The sequence below is a fragment of the Priestia megaterium genome (assembly GCF_041941685.1).
GTDB lineage: Bacteria > Bacillota > Bacilli > Bacillales > Bacillaceae_H > Priestia > Priestia megaterium_C.
The window spans coordinates 2914782-2938261 of the sequence record NZ_CP130958.1 but is presented as its reverse complement, the minus strand read 5'-3'; the positions used below and the strand labels follow the sequence as shown (position 1 = coordinate 2938261).

Below are 23480 nucleotides of genomic sequence, written 5' to 3'. Positions count from 1 at the left end.
TTGAAACGGTATAGATTAATGATATGTATAGCAAGCACTTTTCTTATTTTAACATCATGCGGACAAGAAGAAAGCCATAGAGAAACCGTTGAAAAACCCGACAAGAAAATTACTGTATTGGACCAAGTAGATAAAGATGGAAAAATAGAAGTGAAAGACGTTCAGGATATTAACGGCGTAAGGGCGTTTCAATTTTTAAACGAAAACGCAATGATTGTTAGTAAAGAAAATAAACAATTTCGTTCGCACGATTTCGGTCCTAAAGAGGTATATGCACAGAATCTAGCTACTTATAATCTAAAAAACAAGTCTACTTTTGTGTTGCATCCAAGCAATGAAATTCAACATGCGGCCAAGCTTTCTCCGAATGGTGAATATCTTTTTTATAAAGTAGCAAAAGGCGAAGATACATTTGGTTATATAATGAACCTTCAAACAAAAAAAACAGTTAAAATAAAGAACGTTCTTCTTTATCCATCAAGCGGAGAGTGGCTTAATAATTCAGAAGTAATGTTTATTACAATGGAAGGAAAGCTTTCTAAAGCAAATGTAAAAGGAGAAGCAGAACCTCTGTTGCACAGAGACGATCGAATCTTAGATGCAGTTAAAGGAATAGGTGGCATTTATTATATTGGTGTAAACAACCAGCTTTTTTTTCTTCATAACGAACGGACGGACCCTGAAAAAATCCGAGATAATGTGGTTTCTATTATCCCGTCTCCAAACGGAAAGCAATTAGCGCTCGTTCAGCAAAAAGATGCTCAAACACGAACGCTGTCTATCACAGACTTAAAAGGATCAGAGGCCTTTCAGCTTGCTCTATCCACTCAAATTTTTGGCGTAAGCTGGTCTCCCGATGGTTCGAAATTAGCTTATAACTTTATTTCTGAAAAAGGAGGAGATAAAGGAATATTTATAGCAGATGGATTAACAGGAGATGTTACACACTTAAACGTAAATTTAGACTATGCCGCTGATCAGCTTGCTTGGAGTCAATCAGGAAATAAACTAGTTGCATCGAGCTTTACGCAAAATCAAGTTCATACGTATATTATCTTTTTGAAATAGACTGCTTAGGCAGTCTATTTCTATTTTTTTTACACGTTAAATTTTTTTAAGAGTGTTTACAAGTTTGAAACAACTGAATAACAGACAGAAACATTTATATTTTATCCTTTCTTTATAGGCTTTTGTAGCGTATCAAAAGCCGTTTGAAAGGAGTAAGACATCATGCAATACTTTTTATTTATTTGTTCTTTAGCTTTTACGCTGATGATAGCAGGGTGCGGAACAAGCAATTCTTCATCAAAGTCTGCCAGAGAATTCACAAAAAACGGACAGGCTCAAAAACTAGAAAGCTCATCAGCTTCTTCATCTTTAACGAAATCTAATGTAGACGAAACAGTGGTAATAGCGAATCCAGAATCGGTTACGGCTTTAGTTAATAAAAAGCATCAGCTTCCTGAATCCTATCAGCCTTCCGATTTAGTCTATGCCGACGTTCCGTTTATCTTCAACGAAAAAACAGAAAAACGAATGCTTAGAAAGCCTGCGGCACAAGCACTTGAAGAACTTTTCCGAGATGCTGAAAAAGAGGGAATCAGCTTACTTGGTGTATCCGGTTATCGATCTCACGAGCGTCAAAAAGAGCTTTTTGCATTTTACGCAAAGCGAGACGGTGAAGAACAAGCACGCACCTATAGCGCCTACCCTGGAACAAGTGAACACGAAACGGGACTAGCAATCGATGTCACGGGAGGAAGTGGCATGTGTGCTGCAGCAGACTGCTTCGCTGATACACCAGAGGCTCATTGGCTTTCAAAAAATGCGTATCAATATGAATTTATTATTCGATACCCTGAAGGTGAAGAGCAGGTTACCGGCTATAAATACGAACCATGGCACCTTAGATATGTAGGGAAAAAAGCAGCCGCATCCATTTTTAATCAATATGCAACGTTAGAAACCTATGCAAATAAGAAAAAAGCTTAATCAAAAGTCCTATAATTGGAGAACGAAGGAAAGAAAAATGAAAAGTCAGGTTTATCACTCTCACATATGATACAAACTGATACTATAACATGCTTGCTATAGAGGAAGGGTATCAATGTATAAAGATATTGCGATTGAACTGATATGTGGATTTTTAGCGCTATTTATTATGCTGAAGCTTTTAGGTAAGACGCAGTTTGCTCAAATCACTCCGTTTGACTTTATTACAACGCTTGTCCTGGGAAATATTGTGGGGGATGCAGCTCTTGAAAAAGGAGTAGAGTTAACTGAAATTCTTTATAGCGTTTTGATTTGGGGGCTTCTGATCTACGCAGTGACAAAGCTATCTCAAACCTTTACAGGGTTTAGAGGAATTCTTGAAGGAAAGCCTTCAATGATTATTTATAAAGGGAAAATCCTTTATAAAGAGCTTAAGAAAAACAACTTGGACTTGAATCAGCTTCAGCATCTGATGAGACAGCAAGGGTATTTTTCACTGTATGAAGCAGAATACGTCATTTTAGAAACAAATGGAGAGGTGAGCGTCGCTCCTAAACACGAATTCGGCCCTCCCACGAAAAATGATTTAAATATCCCTTATTCTCAAACCAATTTACCTATTGCTTTAATCATGGATGGAAAAGTAGTGCCTGGTAATTTGAAAGAAGCAAACGTAGATGAAAAATGGTTAAAAAAACAGCTTGCAATCAAGAAAATTAAAAAATACAGCGAAGTTTTTTATGCTGAATGGCAGCAAGAGCGAGGACTGGAAATAACAAAATTCTAAAAACCCTTTCCTTTTAAGGAAAGGGTTTTTAGCTTTCTTTTAATAGCTTAGCAAAATCTTCAATCGTTATAGAATACGTGACGTACAGACGGGGAATAAGATAGTTTTCATTCTTTTGTCCGCTCTCAGTGAAAAATTTTGGAATTGTTGAAAGACCAAATGTATAATTCTTTTTTGTTTCTTCCACTACGCGGCTATTGACCTTTCCATAGGGGTAAGCAAGAGCAATAACGGGCTGGCTCGTAATGGCTTCAATTTTTCGTTTTGAATCAGCTAGCTCATAGGATAAATTTTTCGTCTTAGTTAAATCTGGATGAGTAGCGGTATGAGACTGAATAGAAAAAAATCCTGAATCAACAAATTTTTTTAAATCCGCTGGCGACAAACGGTTGGGCCGGCCGATAAAATCTGAAATCACAAAAATTGTAGCCGCTGGATGAAATTGAGGGCTGGCTGCTCTTTGAAAAATAGGCAAGATAGTAAGATTATTTTTATATCCATCGTCAAATGTAATAAATATAGGTTTTTTCACATGCTTTAGTTCCTGCCATTTTTCAAATGTTAGCGGCGTATATCCTTGTTTTTTAAGATAAAGAAGTTGTTTCTCAAAATTTTCAGGCGTCACATACAGTTCTTTTTCCCCGTGGCCTGTGTAGGCATCAATAGAATGGTAAATCAAGACAGGCACTTTCACTTGGCTAAAAGCGGGGGAAGGGAAAATAACAGTTAGCACTAAGATAACAAAAACCGAAATTTTTCTCATAACAATCCTTTCTGTTGCACAGTGGTGACGAGACTGTTTTAGTATGTCAAAAGAAAAGGAATGTATAAGCCAAGCTTTCTTTTTTACAAATATAAGCCTTCTTTTTTAAAGATTTTATGCAGAACCAAGTGCTCAGCAGAGTTTATAACCGCAAACTGTTTTTTAGAAAGAGAATGGGGAGAAAAACGCATTAACTTAGTAAAGTCTGATGGCAGCGTAGTAATTGAAACATCAGTAGAGAGTATAGGGGCAGACAAAGGTGTTTTCGAGCCGATGTGAAAACCCCAATCTCCGAAAGAGGGAATAATGGTGTGGTAGCTCAACGTATAAAACTGAGCAGCTTTCATCGTCTTATGAATGCTCCAAAAAACGATAGGGGTGTCTCTAGGAGAATTTGACTGACACACGACCAAGCCGCTGCGCGATAGTGAACGTTGGAGAAGTGCGTAAAATTCTTTTGTATAAAGAGCACTTATTTTTTTGTTGGTAGGATCAGGAAAGTCGATAATGATAATATCATAACACGCTGAATTCAAAGAGAGGTAGTCAACAGCATCTTGAATATGAACGGTGACACGAGAATCTTCAAATGAGCGTTGATTTAACTTCTTTAATTCTTCTACATTCATCGCAGCATTTACAACGTCAGCATCTATTTCTACAAGGTCTATTTCTTTAACTTCTCTATATTTAAGGACTTCTCGTAAAGCCAAACCATCTCCACCGCCCAGAATAAGAATGCGGCGAGGACGTAAGGAAGCTGCAAAGATAGGGTGTACAAGAGCTTCATGGTACGCACGTTCATCTAATGAACTAAATTGCAGCTGTTTATCCAAATACATTCGAATATCAGGTGCTTTAATCAGCTGGATATCTTGAATGCTGTTTTTCTGATGAAACAAAATATCATGCCTGCCGGCTAAGATCTGTTGTAGACTAACGTGATCCGAGTCATCTCCGCGATTGTGAAGACGAGTGCTATCAGCATGCTGACGATTTTTTATTGAAATTTCGGCGTTTTGAATTCCTCGAGAAATCGAATACACGACAGCTTTTTTCGAAGCCAATTTCCTCAGTAACGTATAACCAATTTCAACAATTTCTTTGTCCCCGCACGTATAAAAATCTAATGAAGCATAGTTTTCTTCCGGCCAAGTATGAATAGACAAGTGAGAGGTAGCTAATACGAGAATTCCTGTAATGCCTTGGGGAGTAAACTGGTGAAAATAACAATGCAGAACTTCCATTTCCGCATCTAGTGCAGCTTCAATAAGAAAACGTTCTAAAAGTGAGGGGTCGTTTAATATCACTCCATCGCATTCGAATGCATCCATTAGCAAGTGTTCGCCTTTAATATCCACTACTTCAGCCTCCTTTCTGAGCATTATTTTCACTATCTTATGAAATTTTTATAGAAAAGGGAAACGTAAGCACGTTATTTTATAGATATTTTCGGGAAATAACTAGTTATCATCACGTAGAAAAACACCTCTGCTTAAGAGGTGCTTTATTCTTTATCAGCATTAAACCAGCCTTTTCGCTTGAACCATAGGATTAAACCAAGCGTTATCAATCCCATGAAGCCAAGCACAAAGAAATAGCCATAGTGCCACTTTAACTCAGGCATATTTTCAAAATTCATTCCGTATACACCAACGATAAAGGTAAGCGGAATAAAGATAGATGAAATAACGGTCAGTGTCATCATAATTGAATTCATTCGGTTTGAATTAAGAGAAAGATAATTATCGCGCATATCAGACGTCATTTCCCGATTCGATTCAATCATATCGGCTAATTTTAATAAGTGGTCATAGACATCTTTAAAATATCTCTTTTGTTCAGGGTGGACATCTAGGCGTTCAGAATTTATAACTCGGTACAATAAATCGCGCATAGGCAAAATGGTTCTTCTGATTTTTAGTAAATCACTTCGTAGTTTGAAGACATCTTCCATTAAAACAGAGATGGATTTTTTAGCGTCTATGTTTTCTATGTCATTAAGCTCATCTTCAATTTGATATACAGTGGGGAAATATTCATCTACCACTTTATCCACCACAGAATACGCAAGATAGTTTACCCCTTTTTCCTGACTTGAAGACGTATGAAGTAATTTCTCCCATACTTTATCAATTGCAGCCGATGGATGGAAGTGAAAGGTAACGATATAGTTTTCGCCGATAAAAAGGTCAACTTCTTCAGCTTCTAACGTTTGACGATTTAACGAATGAAGGACAAAAAAACTGTATCCTTCATAATAATCAAGTTTTGGACGCTGCAGAAAATGAAAGCAATCTTCAATCGCTAACGGATGAAAGCGAAAGGAGGATTGCAGCAGCAGCGCTTCTTCTTCAGAAGGGCAGTTAAAGTCAATCCAATAGTACTGAATAGAAGAATCGTGAACCTGATCTAATTTTATATTTTCTATGAGTTTGTGATCGTTCGTAAAAGCTAACGTTCGTATCATTTGAAAACTCCTTTGCGTTTTTATAGCTACTTTAATGTAGCATAAAATCACTGGATATAAGTACCTAAAAAATAATTTTCTCTCTCCTCTTTCTATAAAACTAGTAAGGGTGAAAAAGTTGAATTATAATGATGGTAGTAGCTCGTATGGAAAGGGGAATGGTTTTGAATAAAAATGAAGCAATTCGAACGTTTTTTTAAAACATGCAGATCAACTGACGGAAGAATGGTATGAAAGCATTGAAGACAATGACCCAGAATCGGTTTATGCATCTACTCATCCGGAAGTCATTTCAGTATTAAAAGAGCAAAATAATGAATTTCATTCATACATAGCCGATGTATTTATAAGAAGTGAAAAAGAGTTCTTTGATTCGTTTGAAATGTGGATTGTGAAAATTGCTGAAGACGGAGAGCATGCAAGAACGCCTATTCATTATATTATTCGAGAATTTTTCCGAGTTAGAAAGCAGTATTTGACTTATTTAAATCGATTTGTAGAAGAGCATGAACAAGAGATTACGCAAGGAGAACTAGACGAATGGAACAAATTGATTGTACGTGTGTTTGATATCACCGTTTATAAATTTGTAGAAGAGCATCATCAGCATTCAAAGCGTTTGCTTGAGGCTCACAAAGAGCTGATCAATGAGCTGAGCTCGCCAGTTATTCCACTAAGCGATCATATTGCAATTCTTCCGCTTGTTGGAGATATCGACACAGCAAGAGCGCGCCGAATCCTAGAAAATACGTTAACTCGCTGTGCTGAGCAGCAGGTGAGCCACCTTTATATTGATATTTCAGGGGTAGTCATTGTCGATACGATGGTTGCTCATCAAATTTTCCAGCTGATCGACGCATTAAAATTAATAGGCGTAGAATCAACTATATCCGGAGTACGTCCTGAAATCGCGATTACTGCTTCTCATTTAGGGTTGTCGTTTGAAAATATATCAACAAAATCTACCCTTGCCAATGCGATGGCTTCACGTATGAGGAAATAAAGCAAGCAAGAATTACTTTTAATTCTTGTTTTTTTATTTTAATTCATACTTGACATATAGGTTAAAGAGGTATTATGATTTTACTAATTTAATATATAAAAAGAATGGTATTACATACGCTAGTATAAAAATGCACATCTATAGTTAGCGGAAAAAAATGAAACAAATCATATGAAAACGCTTTATATAGAATGCGATTATATTTAGGAGGAAATAAAAATGAACATCTTATGGTTTTTCCCTACAGCAGGCGACGGACATTATCTAGGCACAACCGAAGGAAGCAGAACAAGTGACATTCACTACTTAAAACAAATTGCACATGGGCTCGATTACTTAGGATATGATGGCGCTTTGTTGCCTACTGGCTCAAATTGTGAAGATTCATGGGTTATTGCATCGGCACTTGCTTCTGTCACGAATCGACTAAAGTTTTTAATTGCGCTTCGTCCCGGTGTAATGTCTCCAACACTTTCCGCCCGGATGGCTTCGACATTCGATCAAATGTCAAATGGCCGACTTATGCTGAACATTGTGACGGGAGGAGATCCCGTGGAGCAAGCAACGTACGGTAACTATTTAAGCCACGATAAACGCTATGAATTAACAGATGAATTTTTAACGATTTGGCGAGATGTAATGGAAGGAAAAAAAGTGGATTTTAAAGGAGAACATCTTGATGTAACAGGTGCGTATATTCCGTCGCCTCCGGTCCAAAAGCCGTATCCTCCGCTGTACTTTGGTGGATCATCTCCAGCAGGAAAAGAGGTAGGAGCAAAGCACGCAGATGTATATTTATTGTGGGGAGAGCCGCCTGCAGTTATCAAAACGAAAATTAATGAAATGAAGCAAACGAAGGTCGATACATTCGCTTTGGTATTCGTCTGCACGTCATTGTAAGAGAATCAGAAGACGAAGCGTGGGAATCTGCAGATAAATTAATTAAACATGTTAATGATGATACGATCAAGGCGTTTCAAGATAAGTTTGCATCATTTGACTCCACAGCCCAAAAGACACAGTCAAGCTTGCACAGCGGAACAAAAGATCGAGGTTCACTAGAGATTGCTCCGAATCTATGGGCAGGAATTGGTTTAGCACGAGAAGGAGCTGGAACCGCTCTTGTGGGAAGTCCTGAAATTGTAGCTGCGCGTCTAAAAGAGTACGAAGAGCTAGGAATTGACACGTTTATTTTATCAGGCTACCCGCATTTAGAAGAAGCATATACATTTGCTGAGCTAGTATTTCCACACATTCAAAAAGAACGAAGCAAGAGATAATTCTTGCTTCGTTTTTTTGAATGATAAAAAACTAAATAACCTAGTTGACTTATAGGAATTATAGGTGTAGTATAAAGATAGTTCATTTAGTCAGAAAATTTGTGGTAAAGGGTGAAGAAAATGGAACGTTATGACGTAATTCAAGGCGCAGAATCTTTTTATTATAAAGGCAACGACATTGGTATACTTGTTTCTCATGGATTTATGGGGACTCCTCAAAGTATGGAATATATCGGAAAAGAATTAGCTAAAAAAGGTTTTACTGTGTACGGTTTGCGACTAACGGGACATGGTACTCACTACTATGATATTGAACAAACAACATACGAGGAGTGGAAGCAAGACTTTTTAAATGGGTATCAGCGTTTAAAGCAAGAATGCCGTCACATATTTATCTTAGGTCAGTCTATGGGAGGAACTCTTACCTTTCATACAGCAAGTCAAGGACTAGATCTTGACGGAGTTATTGCAATTAATCCGGCTATGACGTCCATTCCGTCAATGGAGCCGTATCGCTCTCGCCATACGCCTCGTTATTTAAAAGAAGATCATCCCGATATTAAAGATCAAAATGTACATGAAATTACGTACGATAAAGTACCAGTGCGCTCCATGCGTGAGCTGCTTTCTTTAATGGATGAAACGAAAGAGCGCTTATCTCATGTAACTTGCCCAGCTTTAGTACTAACGTCAACTGTTGATAACGTTGTACCACCTGAGAATTCAGCTTATATTTTAAACCATATTCAATCAGCAGAAAAAAGACAGCACATGCTTAGGAACTCTTACCATGTTGCGTCGATGGATTTTGATAAAGATACGATTGTTGCACAAACTGCACAGTTTGTACAAGCAACAGTTGCCAAAAAAAAAGTGCATGAGCGAATTTTTTAATTTTTAAATTCGCTCCGTTTCTTTTTTACTTCAAGTGAGATAAAATGAATCTTGAATGAAAACAAAGGAGTGTACATACATGATTCATTTAGAATGGAACGATCGTCCAACAATCAAACAAGTAAAATGCATACATACAGATGCAAAAAAATTCGTTGTTGAAAATGTATTAACAGCAGGAAAAACATATGATGTAAAAAATGAAACAGAAGAGTTTTATTTTGTTGTTGATAACACTGGCCAAGTCGGGGGCTTTTATAAAGAATACTTTGAAGTCTAAACAAAAAATCATCGTCTCGGCGATGATTTTTTTGTTGCAATAGAAATTGTTAACTGAACCTGACAAGCAACGCCTTCCACTTCTTAGTGAAAACGAATGAACGTTATATCCAATCATTTTGGAAAAAGGCTTTGTAATAAACCAGGATTTAAGACCTGAATTCTTCCGTTTCTTGTTCTGATCAAAAGGGTAACTGACTATAAATACCCATGACAACAATTATTTTACATTGTAAAATGGAAACGACGCTTAACAGAAAAAGGAAAAGAGGAGGTCCTATGATGAAAAAGCGCAATACAGCAGCTTTTACATTTTTAGCATGGACAGCTTTTATTACAGCACTATTAGCTATGTTTATAGGAATTTATACCTTAGATGCATCATTACCGGTAAAAGGTTATTATGCCGTTGGAACATTATACTTAACGATGTCTGCTTTTGTGCTTCAAAAAACCATCCGTGATAACGAAGAAGATACGGCGCATGAACGCAAATATGACAAAGCAGAAGAAGAATTGTAGAGCGAAAAAGAGAATTCTTCTAGCTCCTTGAAAAACATCCCCATTTTTGGGAGATGTTTTTTTATATAAAAAACAGGGAACTTGTCACTCCATGTCGTATTAATAAAGAAGGAGGCGATTGAATTGACACAACTAATGATTAATAACGTGAGTTTTCACGTTGATATGTTTGAAGAAAAAATGATTACTGATGCGAATACAGGTGAAGAGTTGAAAAGGCTAAACTTTTCTTTTTCGGTTGTAGGCAAAGCAGCTTATGATAAATATGATGCATTTTTTGAAGATCCATACTTTGAAGTAACGAATATGGAGACAAAAGAAATGCTGACGTTAAAAAATATTTCGCATAGTACATTTTATCAGTCACCTGAAATTACAGATCATACAAATATTGTTTTCAGAGTGAAGCTGCAGCAAGAACCTGTTAAAACAAAAGAACCAGTAAAAAATGAACAGTCAACAGAGAGCAAGGTAAACGAAATGCTTTTATCTAGAATAAAGTTTAAGGCTCTTGTAGAATTACTTGAAGAAAAAGGACTCCTCACAGGGGATGAATTGTATACTAAAATTGAAGAAGTAGCAGAAAGAGATTTTGATATTTTAAGAGATGAATTAAGCCATTCTAAAAAAGAGATAAACGCGTAAAAATCCCCCATTCTGCTGGGGGATTTTTTATTTGCATCCATTAATTTATAACCCTTTTGGTAAATCGTTCATATATTACATCACGATGAAAATAAAAAGGGTGAGGATAATGCCAATTGTTATTAATCACGTAGTGATTCCAAACGTTACAGGAGGAGTCGTTACATTTGGAGATACGTACTATGTTTCTCCAAAAAGTAACACTAAAACTGCACAGGGTTCAGGCTCTTCAAATACAGGAATTTGCGTAAATACAAATTCGGGACTTTCTAATACAAATACGCTTGATCCTGATGGTACAGATCAAAACGGCTTCGGAAACGGATAAGGAAAGGATGTTTTACTCTTTTTTCTACACGCCTTTTCAGTATTCGTTTTATCCGTATTTTATGCCTTCATTTGCACGTCCAATTTGATTTGGCGTTTCACCTGATAGAGCTGTGGACAATTGGTGGGGGGAAATTCCGCCTTCAGCGGGCTTCCTTCCCATTATCTTGTATTATACGGGAAATTTAGTTCCTTACAGTTTAAAGGGCTATTACTAATATACAAAAGAAGTTCAGATTAAGCTATCTTGTTGGCGTCTATTTCCTGAAAATAGGCGTTTTTTTCCGTTTTACTTGATTCAAAGTTATTTTTGCTGAATAATAAGGAAAAGAGAATTTTTAGAAGTAGGCTGTAAGTAAGGAGATGTTCAATCATGACAGATAAATGGAGAGTTCATAAAATAAAAAGTGATTGTGAACCTTGGCTGTTTTTAGAAGGCTGGGAAAAAGATATTATTGAAACCATTGAATTTGAAAAAAAGAAGAAGCGCTTCGCTACTACGCGATGATGATTTATGAATTTCATCAAAAATACGCAAGCGTGCGAAGTGATGAACTAGCGCTCTTTAGCTTTTGGAACGAAGGCGAAAAGGAATTTTGCGAGGCCTGTGATGATGATCTTCAAATCTTCCACGGTGTTTTATTCGCTAAAAACGATGAAGTCTATTCATTAGAAGAAGATGAAGAAGGATTAAAAATGCTTCGTACTAAATAAAAACGTCCTGCGGGGCGTTTTTTTTATATAAAAAATGAACGATTTCAATCGCTAAAGCGTCATATAGGTGAGGAAACAAAAAGGAGGGGTGACCGCTTTGGAAGAAGATGATTTCATCCTTGTCCAAAAAGCATTACAAGGTGATGGTGATGCCTTTTCATTATTATTTCAGCGCTATCATTCATTTTTATATAAATACCTTTTAAAGCTGACATTAGATGAGGACTTATGCAGTGAATTGTGTCAGGAAGCAATGATGAAGTGTTACCTGAATCTTTCTTCATACAAAAATGAAGCAAAGTTTTCGACTTGGATGATATCCATTGCTTCAAGACTGTACATGGATTATTTGCGTAAGCAACAACGTGAAAAAAGCAGTCTCCAGCGAATAAAGCAGTCTTTATCGCACCAGCTTCAGTGAAAAGCTAAATACAAAGGAGTGGAATGGAGCGAGATGTTTTCCGATTTTAATGAACTCGCTTCGCGCTTTCGAATTCCTGTCTTGCTTCGACATTATTACGGATATACATACGAGGAGATTGCCCATATGCTGAATATGCGAGCAGGAACGGTCAAATCAAGAGTAAATAAAGGAGTAAACATACTGAGAAAGGAGTGGAAAGAATGAGAGAAGAAAATGACAATCAGTCCTTACATTCTTTAAAAAAAGATTGGGAGCAGCTAGAGAGTTTAGCAAGTCATGAACGTATTTCTCTTCATGCAATTCAAGAACAGCTTCTCATTCAAAAACAAAAGCAGAAAAAAGCTTTCCGGAAAGAGTTATGCTTATTTACATTAACAGCACTTGTTATTTTAACGGTAATGGCAACTGCTATTTTACAAATACCTGCCTTATTTATCGCCATTGAAGTAATTGGGATCATTGTTGCTCCTATTTCTTTTATCGTTTTTCACTATAAACGAAAAAAGGAGATGTTTTTATAATGAATGAAAAATGGATTCTTGTGCTATTTATTTCACCATTTCTCCTTCTTCAAAGCTTTCTACTTTTTATCAATGCAAAAAAACGCGGCGCTCATCCATGGTTTTGGGGAATATGGGGACTGATTCAAATTCCAATGCCAACGCTGTTTTATTGGTTTTTTATTATTTGGCTTCCAGCACGAAGAAAAAGGGGGATGTAAATGAAGGACATTAACTGGTTGTTAATTGCTCCAATTCTATTATTACAATTGCTTTTAATGATTCCAGCATTGATAAGCTGCATAAAGCAAGAAGAGACAAACGGGCCAAAATGGTTATGGGGACTCATCATTTTATGTGTAAGTACAGTTGGCCCCGTTTTATATTTTGTTTTAGGACGTAAAAAACAGTGAGGTGGAACGAAGATGTTTATGCAAGTAGAAAGACTGACAAAAGCGTATCGTAATATAACTGTTGTAAATAACCTTTCATTTAATCTCGACAAAGGAAAATGTGTAGCATTGTTAGGTCCTAACGGCGCAGGTAAGACGACTACTCTGCATATGATTGCAGGTCTTACTGCTCCTAATAAAGGGGAAATTTCTTTTGAAGATAAACAGCATCAAGACGTACGATCATTTATTGGCTTTCTGCCACAGCATCCTACGTTTTTTAATTGGATGACGCCTCCGCAGTATTTAACTTTTTTAGGTCTTTTATCTAACATTTCAAAAAATGTGCTTTCCCAACGAATAGATGAAGTACTTGAAACTGTAGGTTTAAAAGGAAAGGAAAAGCAGAAAATTGCTGGCTTTTCTGGAGGAATGAAACAACGTTTGGGCTTGGCGCAAGCCTTGTTACATAAACCTGAACTGTTAATTCTAGATGAACCGGTTTCGGCTTTGGATCCTGAAGGCAGAAAAGATGTCCTAATGATTATCGAAACATTAAAAAAAGATACGACCATCCTTTTTTCAACTCACATTTTGCATGATGCAGAACAAATATGCGATAACATTATCATGATTAAAAACGGACGTATGAAATGGAATGGAACAAAGAGTTCGCTGCGCCAAGAGTTTACGGCTCCTGCTTTTACGATTGAAACAGAAGAAAGGCTCCCTGCACCTCTTAGCAGTCTGCCAAGTGAACAGGTGCTGTTTCATTCTCCTTATAAAGCCACTGTAGGTGTAAAAGATACATCTCAGCAGCAGCAACTGCTTCAACTGCTTGTTGATCAACAAGCAAACCTTGTTTCATTTGAACGAAAACAGCATTCTCTCGAAGATGTGTATCTAGAGGTGATGAACAAATGAACACATTTGGAGTCTTATTTAAAAAGGAACTGCATGAATTATTTGCGAACGGCAAAGGAATTTGGCTGCCACTCTCTCTAATTTTACTAGGCATCACACAGCCTTTAACGAATTATTATATGCCACAAATCATTAACGTGGCAGGGAATTTACCAAAAGGAGCAATTATTCAACTTCCTACGCCCACCGGTCAAGAAGTAATGCAAGGTGTCCTTTCACAATATAGCACAATAGGAACCTTACTGATTGTACTAGCAAGCATGAATATGATTTCAAATGAACGACAAAATCATACTGCTGTACTTGTTATGATGAGACCGGTGAGCGTCATTCAATACATTATGAGTAAATGGGCTGCGCAAATCGTACTGGTCATTGGCTCAATATTTATAAGCTATATAGCAGCGTGGCATTATACAAATCTTTTATTTTCACATGTGGATTGGACTCATATGCTAGTTAGCTTTCTTTTATACAGCCTGTGGCTGATTTTTATCTTGTCCGTTTTAGTGGCAGCAGGAACATTTCTTTTACAAAGCGGAGGGATTGCTGGAGTAAGTATTTTGATCATTGCGTTACTTTCATTTTTGAGTACTTTGTTTACGAATCAATTAAAGTGGAGTCCTGCAGCGCTGTCACAATACGCGGCTCGCCTGCTTGAACAATTGCACTGGTCACAAAGTGTCACCTATACCGTAGTTGTTACGTTAATGAGCAGCTTTTTTCTTTTAATCGCTGCTGTTCGTAGATACAAAAAAGTGGAATATGTATAAAAAGACTTCTTTAACGAAGTCTTTTTTTTAAGGGATTAATTTGCAAATCCATGCAATATAAAGAGCAGCGGGGACTAAGAGAATCTGGGCACATACTGTCCCGCACAAACGAGAGATGACAAGTGTACCAACCATTTTGTTCATAGATTGCTTAGTAGATTCACCTTTCATTACCTTTTCAGTTAAAATGGCTACTTGCGGATCTACAAACACAGCAAGGGTAATCATCGCTAGTCCGTTAATAAGACCGGAAGACATCAGAATTGATTTAGAAAGAGTAGGCTCAAGTGTAGAAGCATAAAGAGTGGAAAGAACACCTACTGTATAAATGGTCGTAGCCATTAAATTCAAAAGCAGCAACCGCTTGGGAACTCCGCCAATTCGCAGCTGAGAAAGCATGATCCACCTAGGACGCTTCACGTGTTTTTTTGCTTTTTCCAGCGTATGTATAGAAGTAATGCTTTTCATCATTTGAGGTACAGAACCCGATACTTCTAAGTGCGAAATCATTCGGGAGAAGATCGACACAAAGCTAGGAAGTAAAAGGGCGCCTGCCATTGTCCCAATAGAAGCCGCAAGCAAGATGGTTTGAAGCTGATGAAGCAGAACGGGCAGATCTTCTTTAGACTGAACTGCATCTCCTAATTTTCCAGTCAACGGGGCTTGCACCATATTAGCTGTTCTTGACACAATAACAATAATATTAAAAAGAGATAAAGCCACGACTAGCTTCCCAGTTTTCAAGCCCGCAAGTCTCACAGAGTAGGCTAGTGTTTCAATCATGTGAATAATGCCTACAAACACACAAATAATCAGTAATTTTTCCATCATAATAAGCAAGTTCCTTTCTTCAATACATGCACTTCCTTATTATGTATAATTTTGGTTCGTTTGTAAATAAAAAGCCGCCTGCTACTAAAAGTAGCAAGCGGCTTTTTATTATCGGTGCTGGTTAATATCACGCAGTATATCTTTGCTGGCCTGATAATCCTTTTCTCGTTCTTTTTCCACCTGTAAACGTTTGTCTAGTTTACGGCTATATTCAGCATACCCCACGCCGTGAGAAAGCTGCATGGCCTTTTCCATTTCTGACGTGTACGTTAGGTGAAGTGCGATAATGAATCAATCCTTTCAGCATTTTTCACTTGTGGCACATGTGTTGCTGCTCAAGTGTTTGGATGTTTATAATTCTTGAAGTCTTTCTAGAAATTGTTTTCCCTGTCGCTCTGGATCTAAACATTAAATGATTAAAATTTCATAACATTCCAGGTAAAAGCCTTTTTTTCTTGCGTAGTATCCCATATAATAGCAGGAACAACGTTTTTAAAGGAGTTATATATGAACAATACAAAACGAGTATGGTTTGATTTACTTTTTTATATCGCTATTCCTTACCTAATATGGAACCAAGGAAAAGACATTATTGGTGATTACTATGCCATTTTGCTTTCAACAGCACCAGCGTTTGTGTATACCATTTATACATTTATTAAAGATCGCCAGTTTAACGTAACAGGATTGTTTATTGTCATTACGCTGCTGGCACGTACCATTATTGATTTAATTTCAGGAAACGCAGCAACAATGTTAAACAATCAAGTATACTTTATGATTGGACTGGCTGTAGTTGTCCTTTTTACCATTGTGATAAAAAAGCCAATTGGTTTGTACTTTTTTGTAGATACGGCTTACTTAATGGGCTATAAGCGAGAAGACTCTCTAAAACTCTTCCACCAGCCTGATTTATTCAAAATGATGAACTGGCTTACAGTACTGTTCGCAGGCCGCTATGTATTTTTAGCAATTGTAAAATACGTATTGATTCAAAAGTACGGAGTAGAAGGGTACGGGAATATGATTGTATTCCGTCAGGCCGTTACGTGGGCATTCTCCATTTTAATTGCCGTCTACACTTATTTTATCTATAAAAAAATTCAAGATAAAACAGGGATGGATAATCCAATGAATCCAAATGTAAATGAATAAAAAAGAAGCGTGCGTTTAGCTAACGTACGCTTTTTTTGTTGCAAAACAGTGAACAGTGCCTGAAACACCAACATCTCATTTAAAATTAATAGTAAAATAACGCTATTAAAAACGGGATGAAAGTAGGTCAAGAAATGAAACTATTATTAGCATGTCAAAAGCAGCCTTATCGAATTTTAGAAATGATTATGGTGTTTTTCACTTTAATTTTTGTTGTACTGTCGTTTTTCGATTACCGTCAGCTGTTTTTTCTTGTGTTTACCCTTGGAATTGTATTTGCTATTCGGGCGTTTGAAATGCAAGAAGGAGAGAAAAAGACTCAAGGAAACATCTGGCTGCTTGTCGGTGTTGTAATGATTTTGCTAGACATAGTTTTATTTGTTGTATATGCCATTAATCGATCTTAAATAAAAGAAAAAAAGCTTCCGTTCAGAGGGGTACCTCTAGATACGGAAGCTTTTTTTGATTAAGGAATCATCCACGATAATACATTAGATTGTAAAAATGTTAATACGCAGACAATCAGCAGTAAAAATAAGCTGTGCTTCACCGTGAAACGAAGCAAATCGGATTCTTTTCCAGCCAATCCAACCGCAGCACAGGCAACGGCGATGGACTGCGGTGAAATCATTTTACCGGTTACTCCACCAGAGGAGTTTGCTGCAAGCGCAAGAAGCGGATCCATTCCAATAGACGTAGCCGTGATTTTTTGCAAGTTGCCGAACAATAAGTTGGCTGATGTATCTGATCCTGTAATAAAAACACCGAGCCAGCCGAGTACAGGAGAGAAGAAGGGAAATAACGCGCCTGTTTTAGCTAATAGTAGTCCTAAGGTTGTACTCATTCCAGACGCATTTGTCACGTAAGCAAATGCCACAACGGACATAATGGTAAGCAGCGGCAACGCTAATTCTTTGCACGTCTCGTTAAACGTAATAAACCAGTCTTTCCAAGAGATGTTGACGATAAATTTTGTGACAACAGCAGACAACAGGATAGCTGTGCCGGCAGCGCCTAGCAATTCTAACTTATACACTGCCGCAATCGGTTCTCCATTTCCATTTAAAATCAAATTATTTAACCAAGGTACTTCTGGCATAAACGTTAAATAATGTCCGATGGAATTGATAGCGCTCAAAAAAGCGTTAGCTCCTTCATAATGTCCTGTCAAAGCGGTTTTAATTTGAGGAATTCCCCATATAGAAATAAAGATCGTTAAAATTAAAAAAGGTGACCACGCCTTTGCAATTCGAGCCCCCGAGAATGCGGGTTGAACTTGAGTTTCTCTTGGCTCAGCTGAAGCGGAAGCTACTTCATGTGCTGCTTTTTCAGATTGAAAGCGAAACGTTGTTTTCGGTTTCCAGAATTTTAAGAAAATAGCGAGCGCAAAAAGGGAAACGAGTGCCGATAAAATATCGGGAAGTTCCGGTCCTAAAAAGTTAGAGCTGACAAACTGGGTAAGGGCAAAAGAGATGCCGGATACTAGAATAGCAGGGAGTACTTCTAATGTTTTCTTAAATCCTGCCATTACAAAAACCAAATAGAGCGGAATAAATACAGAAATAAAAGGAATCTGGCGGCCTACCATTTTAGAGATTTCCATTGCCGCTACTCCAGTAGGACCTTCCATAGCCGTGATAGGAATACCGATTGCACCAAAAGCAACGGGTGCTGTGTTTGCTAATAAACATAAGCCAGCGGCATACAGCGGATTAAATCCTAAACCTACCAGCAGAGCTGCTGAAATAGCAACAGGTGCGCCGAAACCAGCGGCCCCTTCAAGAAAAGCCCCAAACGAAAAAGCAACCAACAAAGCTTGAAGTCTGCGATCTTCTGTAATAGATACGACAGAGGTACGAATAATATCAAACTGACCGGTTTTTACGGTTAGTTTGTAAAGAAAAACGGACGTAATGATAATCCATCCAATCGGCAGTATACCGTATACGGCTCCTTGACTGGCTGACATAAAAGCCATGCTAGCCGGCATTTTATAAGCAAATATTGCAATGGCAAGTGCGACCAGTAAAGTTGTAACTCCAGCCATATAACCTTTCATTCGTTTAATAGCCAGAGCCCAAAAGAAGTAAAGAATAGGAATCAAAGCGATTAATGAAGACCAAATGACGCTGTTTCCTACAGGAGTGAACTGCTGTGTCCATGTCATAACTAACACCTCATTTTCAAATTAGTGAACTATAAATTTAGTAAAATGAAACTATTAAAACTACGATGATAAGGTCATCTGATGACTTATGTAAAAATGAATTCGCTTACATTATATTCTAATCCTTTTATGATAGGCAAGTACTAAAAGAAACTTTTTTTCAAAAGAACGGACATTTTTTTGTTGATAAGAAGAAAATACTGGTTGAAAATCCCAAGAATAGGTGATTTAATGATTGTAAGCGCTTAAAATATATTTTTTCATCTATTCTACTAATTATTCTTCTTATTAATCTACTACTTTTAGTCGTATTATACATGGCACTTCTTTATGTTATTAGTGAAACGTTGTTTGCTATTACAAAACGAGAGGAGTCAATTTATTGAGTACGTTGAAGCTTCCAGGTCATTTAAAATCCATTTTATCTCATCCTTCCACACTTGAAGAACAGCATATGAATCACTTCCTTGGAAATAACGGGTCCCTGCATGTTAAGCCAACTTCAGAACAAGAAATAGCAGCCGTTTTAAAGTATGCGACGGAACACGGAAAAAAAAGTCGTCATTGAAGGGAACGGTACAAAAAAAGGGTTTGGCGGGCTTATAGATACAGCAGACCTTTTGCTTTCGCTGACTGAATACAGCGGAATTGTTGAACATACAGTAGGTGATATGACGGTTACTGTAAAAGCTGGTACGCCTTTTGGAGAGCTCCAAACGTATTTAAAAACGCACAATCAGCAAGTTTCACTTGATCCAGCTCTAGGAGACTACGCTACAATCGGCGGAGTTATTGCAGCGAATGAAAGTGGTCCAAAGCGCTTATCTTATGGATCGGCTCGAGATGCAGTAATCGGTATGAGAGTCGTATATTCAGATGGAACCATTGTTCGTTCAGGGGGAAAAGTCGTCAAGAACGTGGCGGGCTATGATATGAATAAGCTGTTTATTGGTTCAATGGGAACGCTCGGCGTTATATCCGAAATAACGTTAAAACTGCGTCCGCTGCCCAAGTATCAAAGCATTGTCTTTATTTCTTTTTCAACAGGCAATATCGAAGAAATTCATGCGTTTGTTAGCAAAGTCTTAGATTCCATGATAGAGCCCATTGCTTTGGAATTATTAAATCCTTCTCTAGCTGAAGATGTAATAGGGCAGCATCTGTTTACACTTGTAATCAGCTTTGAAGATGTGGAAAGTTCCGTTCATTATCAAGAGAATTACATCAAAAGTATTCAGCCGTCTGATACGATTTTAAAAGTGCTACATGAAAAAGAAGCCGAAGTGTTTTGGGGATTTTTTAGTAACATTAGTCCAAATGGTGCATGCTGTTCTTCCGAAGAGGAAACGGAAGCCGCGCTAAAAATTGGCGTACCAAATATGAATGTATTCGATGTAATAAATAAAAGTACTGCATTAAAAACGTCCCGTCCAATGCTGATAAAAGCACATGGAGGAGTTGGACACGGTCTTTGTTCGGTCTACATAAAAGGCTCAGAAGATGCCATTCTTTCCGTTATTACTTCATTTACTGAAACTGCTAAAACGTACGGAGGATATGTGGTCGTTAAACATTTGCCTTTTATACTACGCCAAAAAGTAAATGTATGGGGAGAAGAACCTTCTCATTTTCCGTTACTAGCAGGAATTAAAGCAAAGATGGACGCTAAAAACGTGCTTAACTATAAACGATTTATAGGAGGAATCTAAGTGAATTCAGCGAAAGCGGATATCAAAGATGCTCCATGTCAAAGCGCCAGCAATTATTTGTGGAAAGACGCGCCAGACGAAAAAAAATGGGCGGATTGTGTACACTGCGGAATGTGCTTGGAGTCTTGTCCTACTTATGAAATAACGGGGCAAGAACAGCATTCACCAAGAGGACGCGTGCACCTTATCAAATCGGTAGCAGAAGGAAAAATAAGCGTGAATGAGCAGTTTACAGAACCTGTGTTTGCCTGTTTGGATTGCCGGGCCTGTACAACTGCTTGCCCTGCAAATGTAGACGTTGGCGGACTCATTGAAGAAGCTCGCGGCCAAATTCGTCAGGCAATGCCTTTGACGGGATGGAAAGGCATGATCAGCAAGTTTTTTCTAAAAGAACTTTTTCCTCACTCTCATCGCTTAGAAGCTGCAGGAAGCTTATTGAAGCTGTATCAAAAAAGCGGAATGCAAAAAATGATGCGCACAACAGGCATGTTAAATATGATGCCGACACATCTAGCGGAAATGGAACATGTAATGCCTAAAATTACCCGTTCTGTGCGAAAAAAATATAAAAAGAAACGCGTTCTAAAAGCAAAAGCCGAAAGAGAAGCAGAAGTTGCTTTTTTAACCGGCTGCATCATGGACGTCATGTTCAGTGATATTAATGAAGCGACTCTTAATGTATTACGAAGAAATGGAAACGACGTCGTTATTCCTCCATCTCAAACGTGCTGTGGTGCTTTGCACGTTCATGCAGGAGACCGAGACATGGGAAGACAGCTTGCCAAAAAAAATATAGAGACATTTCAGCATGCCGATACCGTTATTGTGAACGCTGCAGGATGCGGCTGCATGTTAAAAGAGTATCCTGAACTATTTAGAGAAGAAGAGCAAGAGTGGCTTGAAAAAGCCGAAGTCTTTGCTGAAAAAGTCCAGGATATTTCAAAATACCTTCACGATACGGGATATCGACCCCCGCAGACAAAGCTGCATAAGCGTATTACGTATCACGACGCTTGCCATTTAGCTCATGGTCAAGGAGTTAGAGAAGAACCAAGAGATATTTTGCTTTCTATTCCGGGAGTGGAAATGGTTCATATGGCTAATGCGGACCGATGCTGTGGAAGTGCAGGAATTTATAATTTAACAAATCCTGATATGGCGGGAGCTGTGCTTCAACGTAAAATGGAACACGTGCCTCATGACGTAGAAATGATTTCAATGGGAAACCCGGGATGCATGCTGCAGATGGCTGTAGGAGTGAAAAAATATGGACGAAGTCAGCAAATTGTTCACACGGTACAGCTTTTGGAGTGGGCCTATCAAAAAGAAGAGGAGGAAGCACATCGTGTTGAAGAAAAATAGAATAAAAGATCTTCACGTAAAAAATCTTTCTCAACTAGTAGACCCTCATTCTATTTTGCATCATAAAGAAGATTTGCTTGCGTACGACTGCGATGGGTTTACTATTCATAGACATTTGCCTAAAGCGGTGTTATTTCCACAAAATACGAAAGAAGTTTCTAGCATTGTTAAATACTGCAATGAACATGATTTGCCTTTTCTTGCAAGAGGAGCAGGCACAGGACTGAGCGGGGGAGCGATTCCTCTTAATAACGAAGTGGTTATTAGTTTAGTGAAAATGAAGCGCCTTCTTAACGTCGACTATGAAAACAGGCGTGCCGTTGTAGAGCCGGGATTTATTAATCTTAGATTAACCAATTCAATCTCTGAAAAAGGATATTATTATGCACCGGATCCTTCGAGTCAGTATTGCTGCACCATTGGTGGAAATGTAGCGGAAAACGCAGGAGGGGCACACTGTCTTAAATATGGAGTAACCACCAACCATATTTTAGGGCTAGAGGTGGTGCTTCCAAATGGAGATGTGATTGAGCTTGGCAAGCAAGGTATTCCAGATGAACCAGGATATGATTTATTAGGGCTTTTAACAGGATCAGAAGGGACGTTAGGAATCGTTACAAAAATTACGGTACGCATTTTGAAAAACCCCGAAGCAAAACAAACGGTTCTTGCCTATTTCGACCGCGTAGAAGACGGCAGCCAAGCGGTATCAGACATTATATCAGCCGGCATTGTGCCTGCTGCGCTTGAAATGATGGATAAAACCGCCATTGAAGGAGTGGAAGCTGCTGCGTTTCCAGTCGGACACCCTAGAGATATTGAAGCTCTTTTATTAATTGAAGTAGACGGCATTTCAGCCGGTATCGAAGAGCAAATCCTTCGTATTTTAGACGTATGTAAAAAACAAAACGTACGGGAAGTGAAAGTAGCTGAAAGTGAAGAAGAGCGCGCGAGGTGGTGGGCAAATCGTAAAACAGGATTTGGAGCGATGGGAGCTATATCCCCTGACTATCTCGTACAAGACGGCGTTATTCCAAGAAGTAAACTGCCTCAAGTGCTGAAGCGAATTAACAAAATTAGCGAAGAATCTGGCCTTCGCATTGCCAATATTTTTCACGCCGGAGACGGGAACTTGCATCCGCTTGTATTATTTGATGCTAGAAAGCCCGGGGAAACTGAAAAAGCACTAGACGCCGGAAGCGCATGTTTGCAAGTATGTGCAGAAGTAGGAGGAACGATTACCGGCGAACACGGCGTGGGCATTGAAAAAAAGAAGAAATGCGATTTGTTTTCAATGAAGATGAAATTCAAGCACAAACGAATATACGAGAAGTATTTAATCCTAAAAATCTATTAAATGCAGGAAAGCTGTTTCCAAGTCCGAGCCGCTGCGCTGAAGTCAAAAAAGAAATGAAAAAAATAGAATATTTTTAGAAAATTCTTGAAAATATATTCGCTCGATGATATGATTTTTTTAACAAAAATAAAACGCTGTTTCGTAATAAGAAACAGTACCGCATATGTTCGTCTTAATTATTTTGGCAAAAAGAAATGAAAGCGCGTCCAA

General features: G+C 38.1%; 21 protein-coding genes and 6 pseudogenes. 22 read left to right on the top strand and 5 right to left on the bottom strand.

Going from position 1 to position 23480, the window contains the following annotated elements; genetic code table 11:
• From Q5794_RS15240 to Q5794_RS15230, 3 genes are all read left to right on the top strand, one after another.
• Positions 1–1068, top strand: coding sequence for a TolB family protein (locus Q5794_RS15240; RefSeq protein WP_374988130.1), 1068 nt, complete (start codon positions 1–3; stop codon positions 1066–1068).
• A 162-nt stretch (positions 1069–1230) separates the two neighbouring features.
• Entirely contained in the window at positions 1231–1992 is a 762-nt protein-coding gene (locus Q5794_RS15235; protein WP_374988129.1) for a D-alanyl-D-alanine carboxypeptidase family protein, read from the top strand.
• 115 nt (positions 1993–2107) lie between these two features.
• The gene (locus tag Q5794_RS15230; RefSeq protein WP_013057585.1) at positions 2108–2779 is read left to right on the top strand and encodes a DUF421 domain-containing protein; all 672 of its coding nucleotides are present in this window, start codon (positions 2108–2110) and stop codon (positions 2777–2779) included.
• A gap of 28 nt (positions 2780–2807) precedes the next feature.
• Here the strand turns inward: Q5794_RS15230 and Q5794_RS15225 are convergent, their stop codons facing one another.
• From Q5794_RS15225 to corA, 3 genes are all read right to left on the bottom strand, one after another.
• Positions 2808–3542, bottom strand: a complete 735-nt coding sequence (locus Q5794_RS15225; RefSeq protein WP_268588414.1) for a polysaccharide deacetylase family protein — start codon at positions 3540–3542, stop codon at positions 2808–2810.
• Between the two features lie 83 nt (positions 3543–3625).
• Entirely contained in the window at positions 3626–4903 is a 1278-nt protein-coding gene (locus Q5794_RS15220) for a polyamine aminopropyltransferase (protein ID WP_214986814.1), read from the bottom strand.
• Between the two features lie 146 nt (positions 4904–5049).
• Entirely contained in the window at positions 5050–6012 is a 963-nt protein-coding gene (corA, locus tag Q5794_RS15215; protein ID WP_214986813.1) for a magnesium/cobalt transporter CorA, read from the bottom strand.
• 128 nt (positions 6013–6140) lie between these two features.
• Here corA and Q5794_RS15210 point away from each other — a divergent pair.
• The 14 genes and pseudogenes from Q5794_RS15210 to Q5794_RS15145 all read left to right on the top strand — a co-directional run bounded on the left by Q5794_RS15210 (position 6141) and on the right by Q5794_RS15145 (position 14689).
• Positions 6141–7015, top strand: a pseudogene (locus Q5794_RS15210) (STAS domain-containing protein).
• 219 nt (positions 7016–7234) lie between these two features.
• A pseudogene (gene ssuD, locus Q5794_RS15205) lies at positions 7235–8295 on the top strand (FMNH2-dependent alkanesulfonate monooxygenase).
• A gap of 120 nt (positions 8296–8415) precedes the next feature.
• The gene (locus tag Q5794_RS15200) at positions 8416–9189 is read left to right on the top strand and encodes a carboxylesterase (RefSeq protein ID WP_214986811.1); all 774 of its coding nucleotides are present in this window, start codon (positions 8416–8418) and stop codon (positions 9187–9189) included.
• A gap of 79 nt (positions 9190–9268) precedes the next feature.
• Positions 9269–9469, top strand: coding sequence for a DUF6501 family protein (locus tag Q5794_RS15195; RefSeq protein ID WP_214986810.1), 201 nt, complete (start codon positions 9269–9271; stop codon positions 9467–9469).
• Between the two features lie 281 nt (positions 9470–9750).
• Entirely contained in the window at positions 9751–9990 is a 240-nt protein-coding gene (locus Q5794_RS15190) for a YiaA/YiaB family inner membrane protein (RefSeq protein WP_013057577.1), read from the top strand.
• Between the two features lie 123 nt (positions 9991–10113).
• Complete coding sequence (locus Q5794_RS15185; protein WP_214986778.1) at positions 10114–10635, top strand: hypothetical protein; 522 nt, start codon at positions 10114–10116, stop codon at positions 10633–10635.
• A 109-nt stretch (positions 10636–10744) separates the two neighbouring features.
• Positions 10745–10963 (top strand): spore germination protein, encoded by a 219-nt coding sequence (locus Q5794_RS15180; RefSeq protein WP_214986776.1) that lies wholly within the window; start codon positions 10745–10747, stop codon positions 10961–10963.
• Between the two features lie 372 nt (positions 10964–11335).
• Positions 11336–11676: pseudogene (locus Q5794_RS15175) on the top strand (DUF1033 family protein).
• 97 nt (positions 11677–11773) lie between these two features.
• A pseudogene (gene sigY, locus Q5794_RS15170) lies at positions 11774–12304 on the top strand (RNA polymerase sigma factor SigY).
• Positions 12301–12621, top strand: coding sequence for a YxlC family protein (locus Q5794_RS15165; RefSeq protein ID WP_013057571.1), 321 nt, complete (start codon positions 12301–12303; stop codon positions 12619–12621). The pseudogene sigY and the gene Q5794_RS15165 overlap by 4 nt, the downstream one beginning before the upstream one ends.
• On the top strand, positions 12621–12821 hold the full coding sequence (locus tag Q5794_RS15160; RefSeq protein WP_013057570.1) for a hypothetical protein: 201 nt from the start codon (positions 12621–12623) through the stop codon (positions 12819–12821). Before Q5794_RS15165 ends, Q5794_RS15160 begins: the two co-directional genes overlap by 1 nt.
• On the top strand, positions 12822–13013 hold the full coding sequence (locus Q5794_RS15155; RefSeq protein ID WP_057235575.1) for a PLD nuclease N-terminal domain-containing protein: 192 nt from the start codon (positions 12822–12824) through the stop codon (positions 13011–13013).
• Positions 13014–13025: 12 nt separating this feature from the next.
• The gene (locus Q5794_RS15150) at positions 13026–13916 is read left to right on the top strand and encodes an ABC transporter ATP-binding protein (protein WP_374988128.1); all 891 of its coding nucleotides are present in this window, start codon (positions 13026–13028) and stop codon (positions 13914–13916) included.
• Positions 13913–14689, top strand: coding sequence for an ABC-2 transporter permease (locus tag Q5794_RS15145; RefSeq protein ID WP_374988127.1), 777 nt, complete (start codon positions 13913–13915; stop codon positions 14687–14689). The genes Q5794_RS15150 and Q5794_RS15145 overlap by 4 nt, the downstream gene beginning before the upstream one ends.
• A gap of 27 nt (positions 14690–14716) precedes the next feature.
• Here Q5794_RS15145 and Q5794_RS15140 read toward each other — a convergent pair whose 3' ends face one another.
• Complete coding sequence (locus Q5794_RS15140; protein WP_374988126.1) at positions 14717–15520, bottom strand: lipid II flippase Amj family protein; 804 nt, start codon at positions 15518–15520, stop codon at positions 14717–14719.
• A gap of 507 nt (positions 15521–16027) precedes the next feature.
• Between Q5794_RS15140 and Q5794_RS15135 the strand changes: the two genes are divergently transcribed.
• Together Q5794_RS15135 and Q5794_RS15130 are read left to right on the top strand one after the other, a co-directional pair.
• On the top strand, positions 16028–16675 hold the full coding sequence (locus Q5794_RS15135; protein WP_013057564.1) for a VC0807 family protein: 648 nt from the start codon (positions 16028–16030) through the stop codon (positions 16673–16675).
• A 134-nt stretch (positions 16676–16809) separates the two neighbouring features.
• Positions 16810–17082, top strand: coding sequence for a hypothetical protein (locus Q5794_RS15130; protein WP_223260190.1), 273 nt, complete (start codon positions 16810–16812; stop codon positions 17080–17082).
• A gap of 59 nt (positions 17083–17141) precedes the next feature.
• Here Q5794_RS15130 and Q5794_RS15125 read toward each other — a convergent pair whose 3' ends face one another.
• On the bottom strand, positions 17142–18842 hold the full coding sequence (locus tag Q5794_RS15125; protein WP_374988125.1) for an L-lactate permease: 1701 nt from the start codon (positions 18840–18842) through the stop codon (positions 17142–17144).
• Positions 18843–19224: 382 nt separating this feature from the next.
• On the opposite strand from Q5794_RS15125, the pseudogene Q5794_RS15120 reads away from it, so the two are divergent.
• The 3 genes and pseudogenes from Q5794_RS15120 (at position 19225) to Q5794_RS15110 (ending at position 23347) form a co-directional block, all read left to right on the top strand.
• Positions 19225–20551, top strand: a pseudogene (locus Q5794_RS15120) (FAD-binding oxidoreductase).
• Complete coding sequence (locus Q5794_RS15115) at positions 20552–21913, top strand: (Fe-S)-binding protein (RefSeq protein WP_374988124.1); 1362 nt, start codon at positions 20552–20554, stop codon at positions 21911–21913.
• Positions 21897–23347, top strand: a pseudogene (locus Q5794_RS15110) (FAD-linked oxidase C-terminal domain-containing protein). Before Q5794_RS15115 ends, Q5794_RS15110 begins: the two are co-directional and overlap by 17 nt.
• Positions 23348–23480: the final 133 nt, after the last annotated feature.

Coding starts and splice junctions, on each gene's coding strand:
- Q5794_RS15235 (WP_374988129.1), top strand. CDS start 1,231: ATGCAATACTTTTTATTTATTTGTTCTTTAGCTTTTACGCTGATGATA.
- Q5794_RS15230 (WP_013057585.1), top strand. CDS start 2,108: ATGTATAAAGATATTGCGATTGAACTGATATGTGGATTTTTAGCGCTA.
- Q5794_RS15225 (WP_268588414.1), bottom strand. CDS start 3,542: ATGAGAAAAATTTCGGTTTTTGTTATCTTAGTGCTAACTGTTATTTTC.
- corA (WP_214986813.1), bottom strand. CDS start 6,012: ATGATACGAACGTTAGCTTTTACGAACGATCACAAACTCATAGAAAAT.
- Q5794_RS15200 (WP_214986811.1), top strand. CDS start 8,416: ATGGAACGTTATGACGTAATTCAAGGCGCAGAATCTTTTTATTATAAA.
- Q5794_RS15195 (WP_214986810.1), top strand. CDS start 9,269: ATGATTCATTTAGAATGGAACGATCGTCCAACAATCAAACAAGTAAAA.
- Q5794_RS15190 (WP_013057577.1), top strand. CDS start 9,751: ATGAAAAAGCGCAATACAGCAGCTTTTACATTTTTAGCATGGACAGCT.
- Q5794_RS15180 (WP_214986776.1), top strand. CDS start 10,745: ATGCCAATTGTTATTAATCACGTAGTGATTCCAAACGTTACAGGAGGA.
- Q5794_RS15165 (WP_013057571.1), top strand. CDS start 12,301: ATGAGAGAAGAAAATGACAATCAGTCCTTACATTCTTTAAAAAAAGAT.
- Q5794_RS15160 (WP_013057570.1), top strand. CDS start 12,621: ATGAATGAAAAATGGATTCTTGTGCTATTTATTTCACCATTTCTCCTT.
- Q5794_RS15155 (WP_057235575.1), top strand. CDS start 12,822: ATGAAGGACATTAACTGGTTGTTAATTGCTCCAATTCTATTATTACAA.
- Q5794_RS15150 (WP_374988128.1), top strand. CDS start 13,026: ATGTTTATGCAAGTAGAAAGACTGACAAAAGCGTATCGTAATATAACT.
- Q5794_RS15145 (WP_374988127.1), top strand. CDS start 13,913: ATGAACACATTTGGAGTCTTATTTAAAAAGGAACTGCATGAATTATTT.
- Q5794_RS15140 (WP_374988126.1), bottom strand. CDS start 15,520: ATGATGGAAAAATTACTGATTATTTGTGTGTTTGTAGGCATTATTCAC.
- Q5794_RS15135 (WP_013057564.1), top strand. CDS start 16,028: ATGAACAATACAAAACGAGTATGGTTTGATTTACTTTTTTATATCGCT.
- Q5794_RS15130 (WP_223260190.1), top strand. CDS start 16,810: ATGAAACTATTATTAGCATGTCAAAAGCAGCCTTATCGAATTTTAGAA.
- Q5794_RS15125 (WP_374988125.1), bottom strand. CDS start 18,842: ATGACATGGACACAGCAGTTCACTCCTGTAGGAAACAGCGTCATTTGG.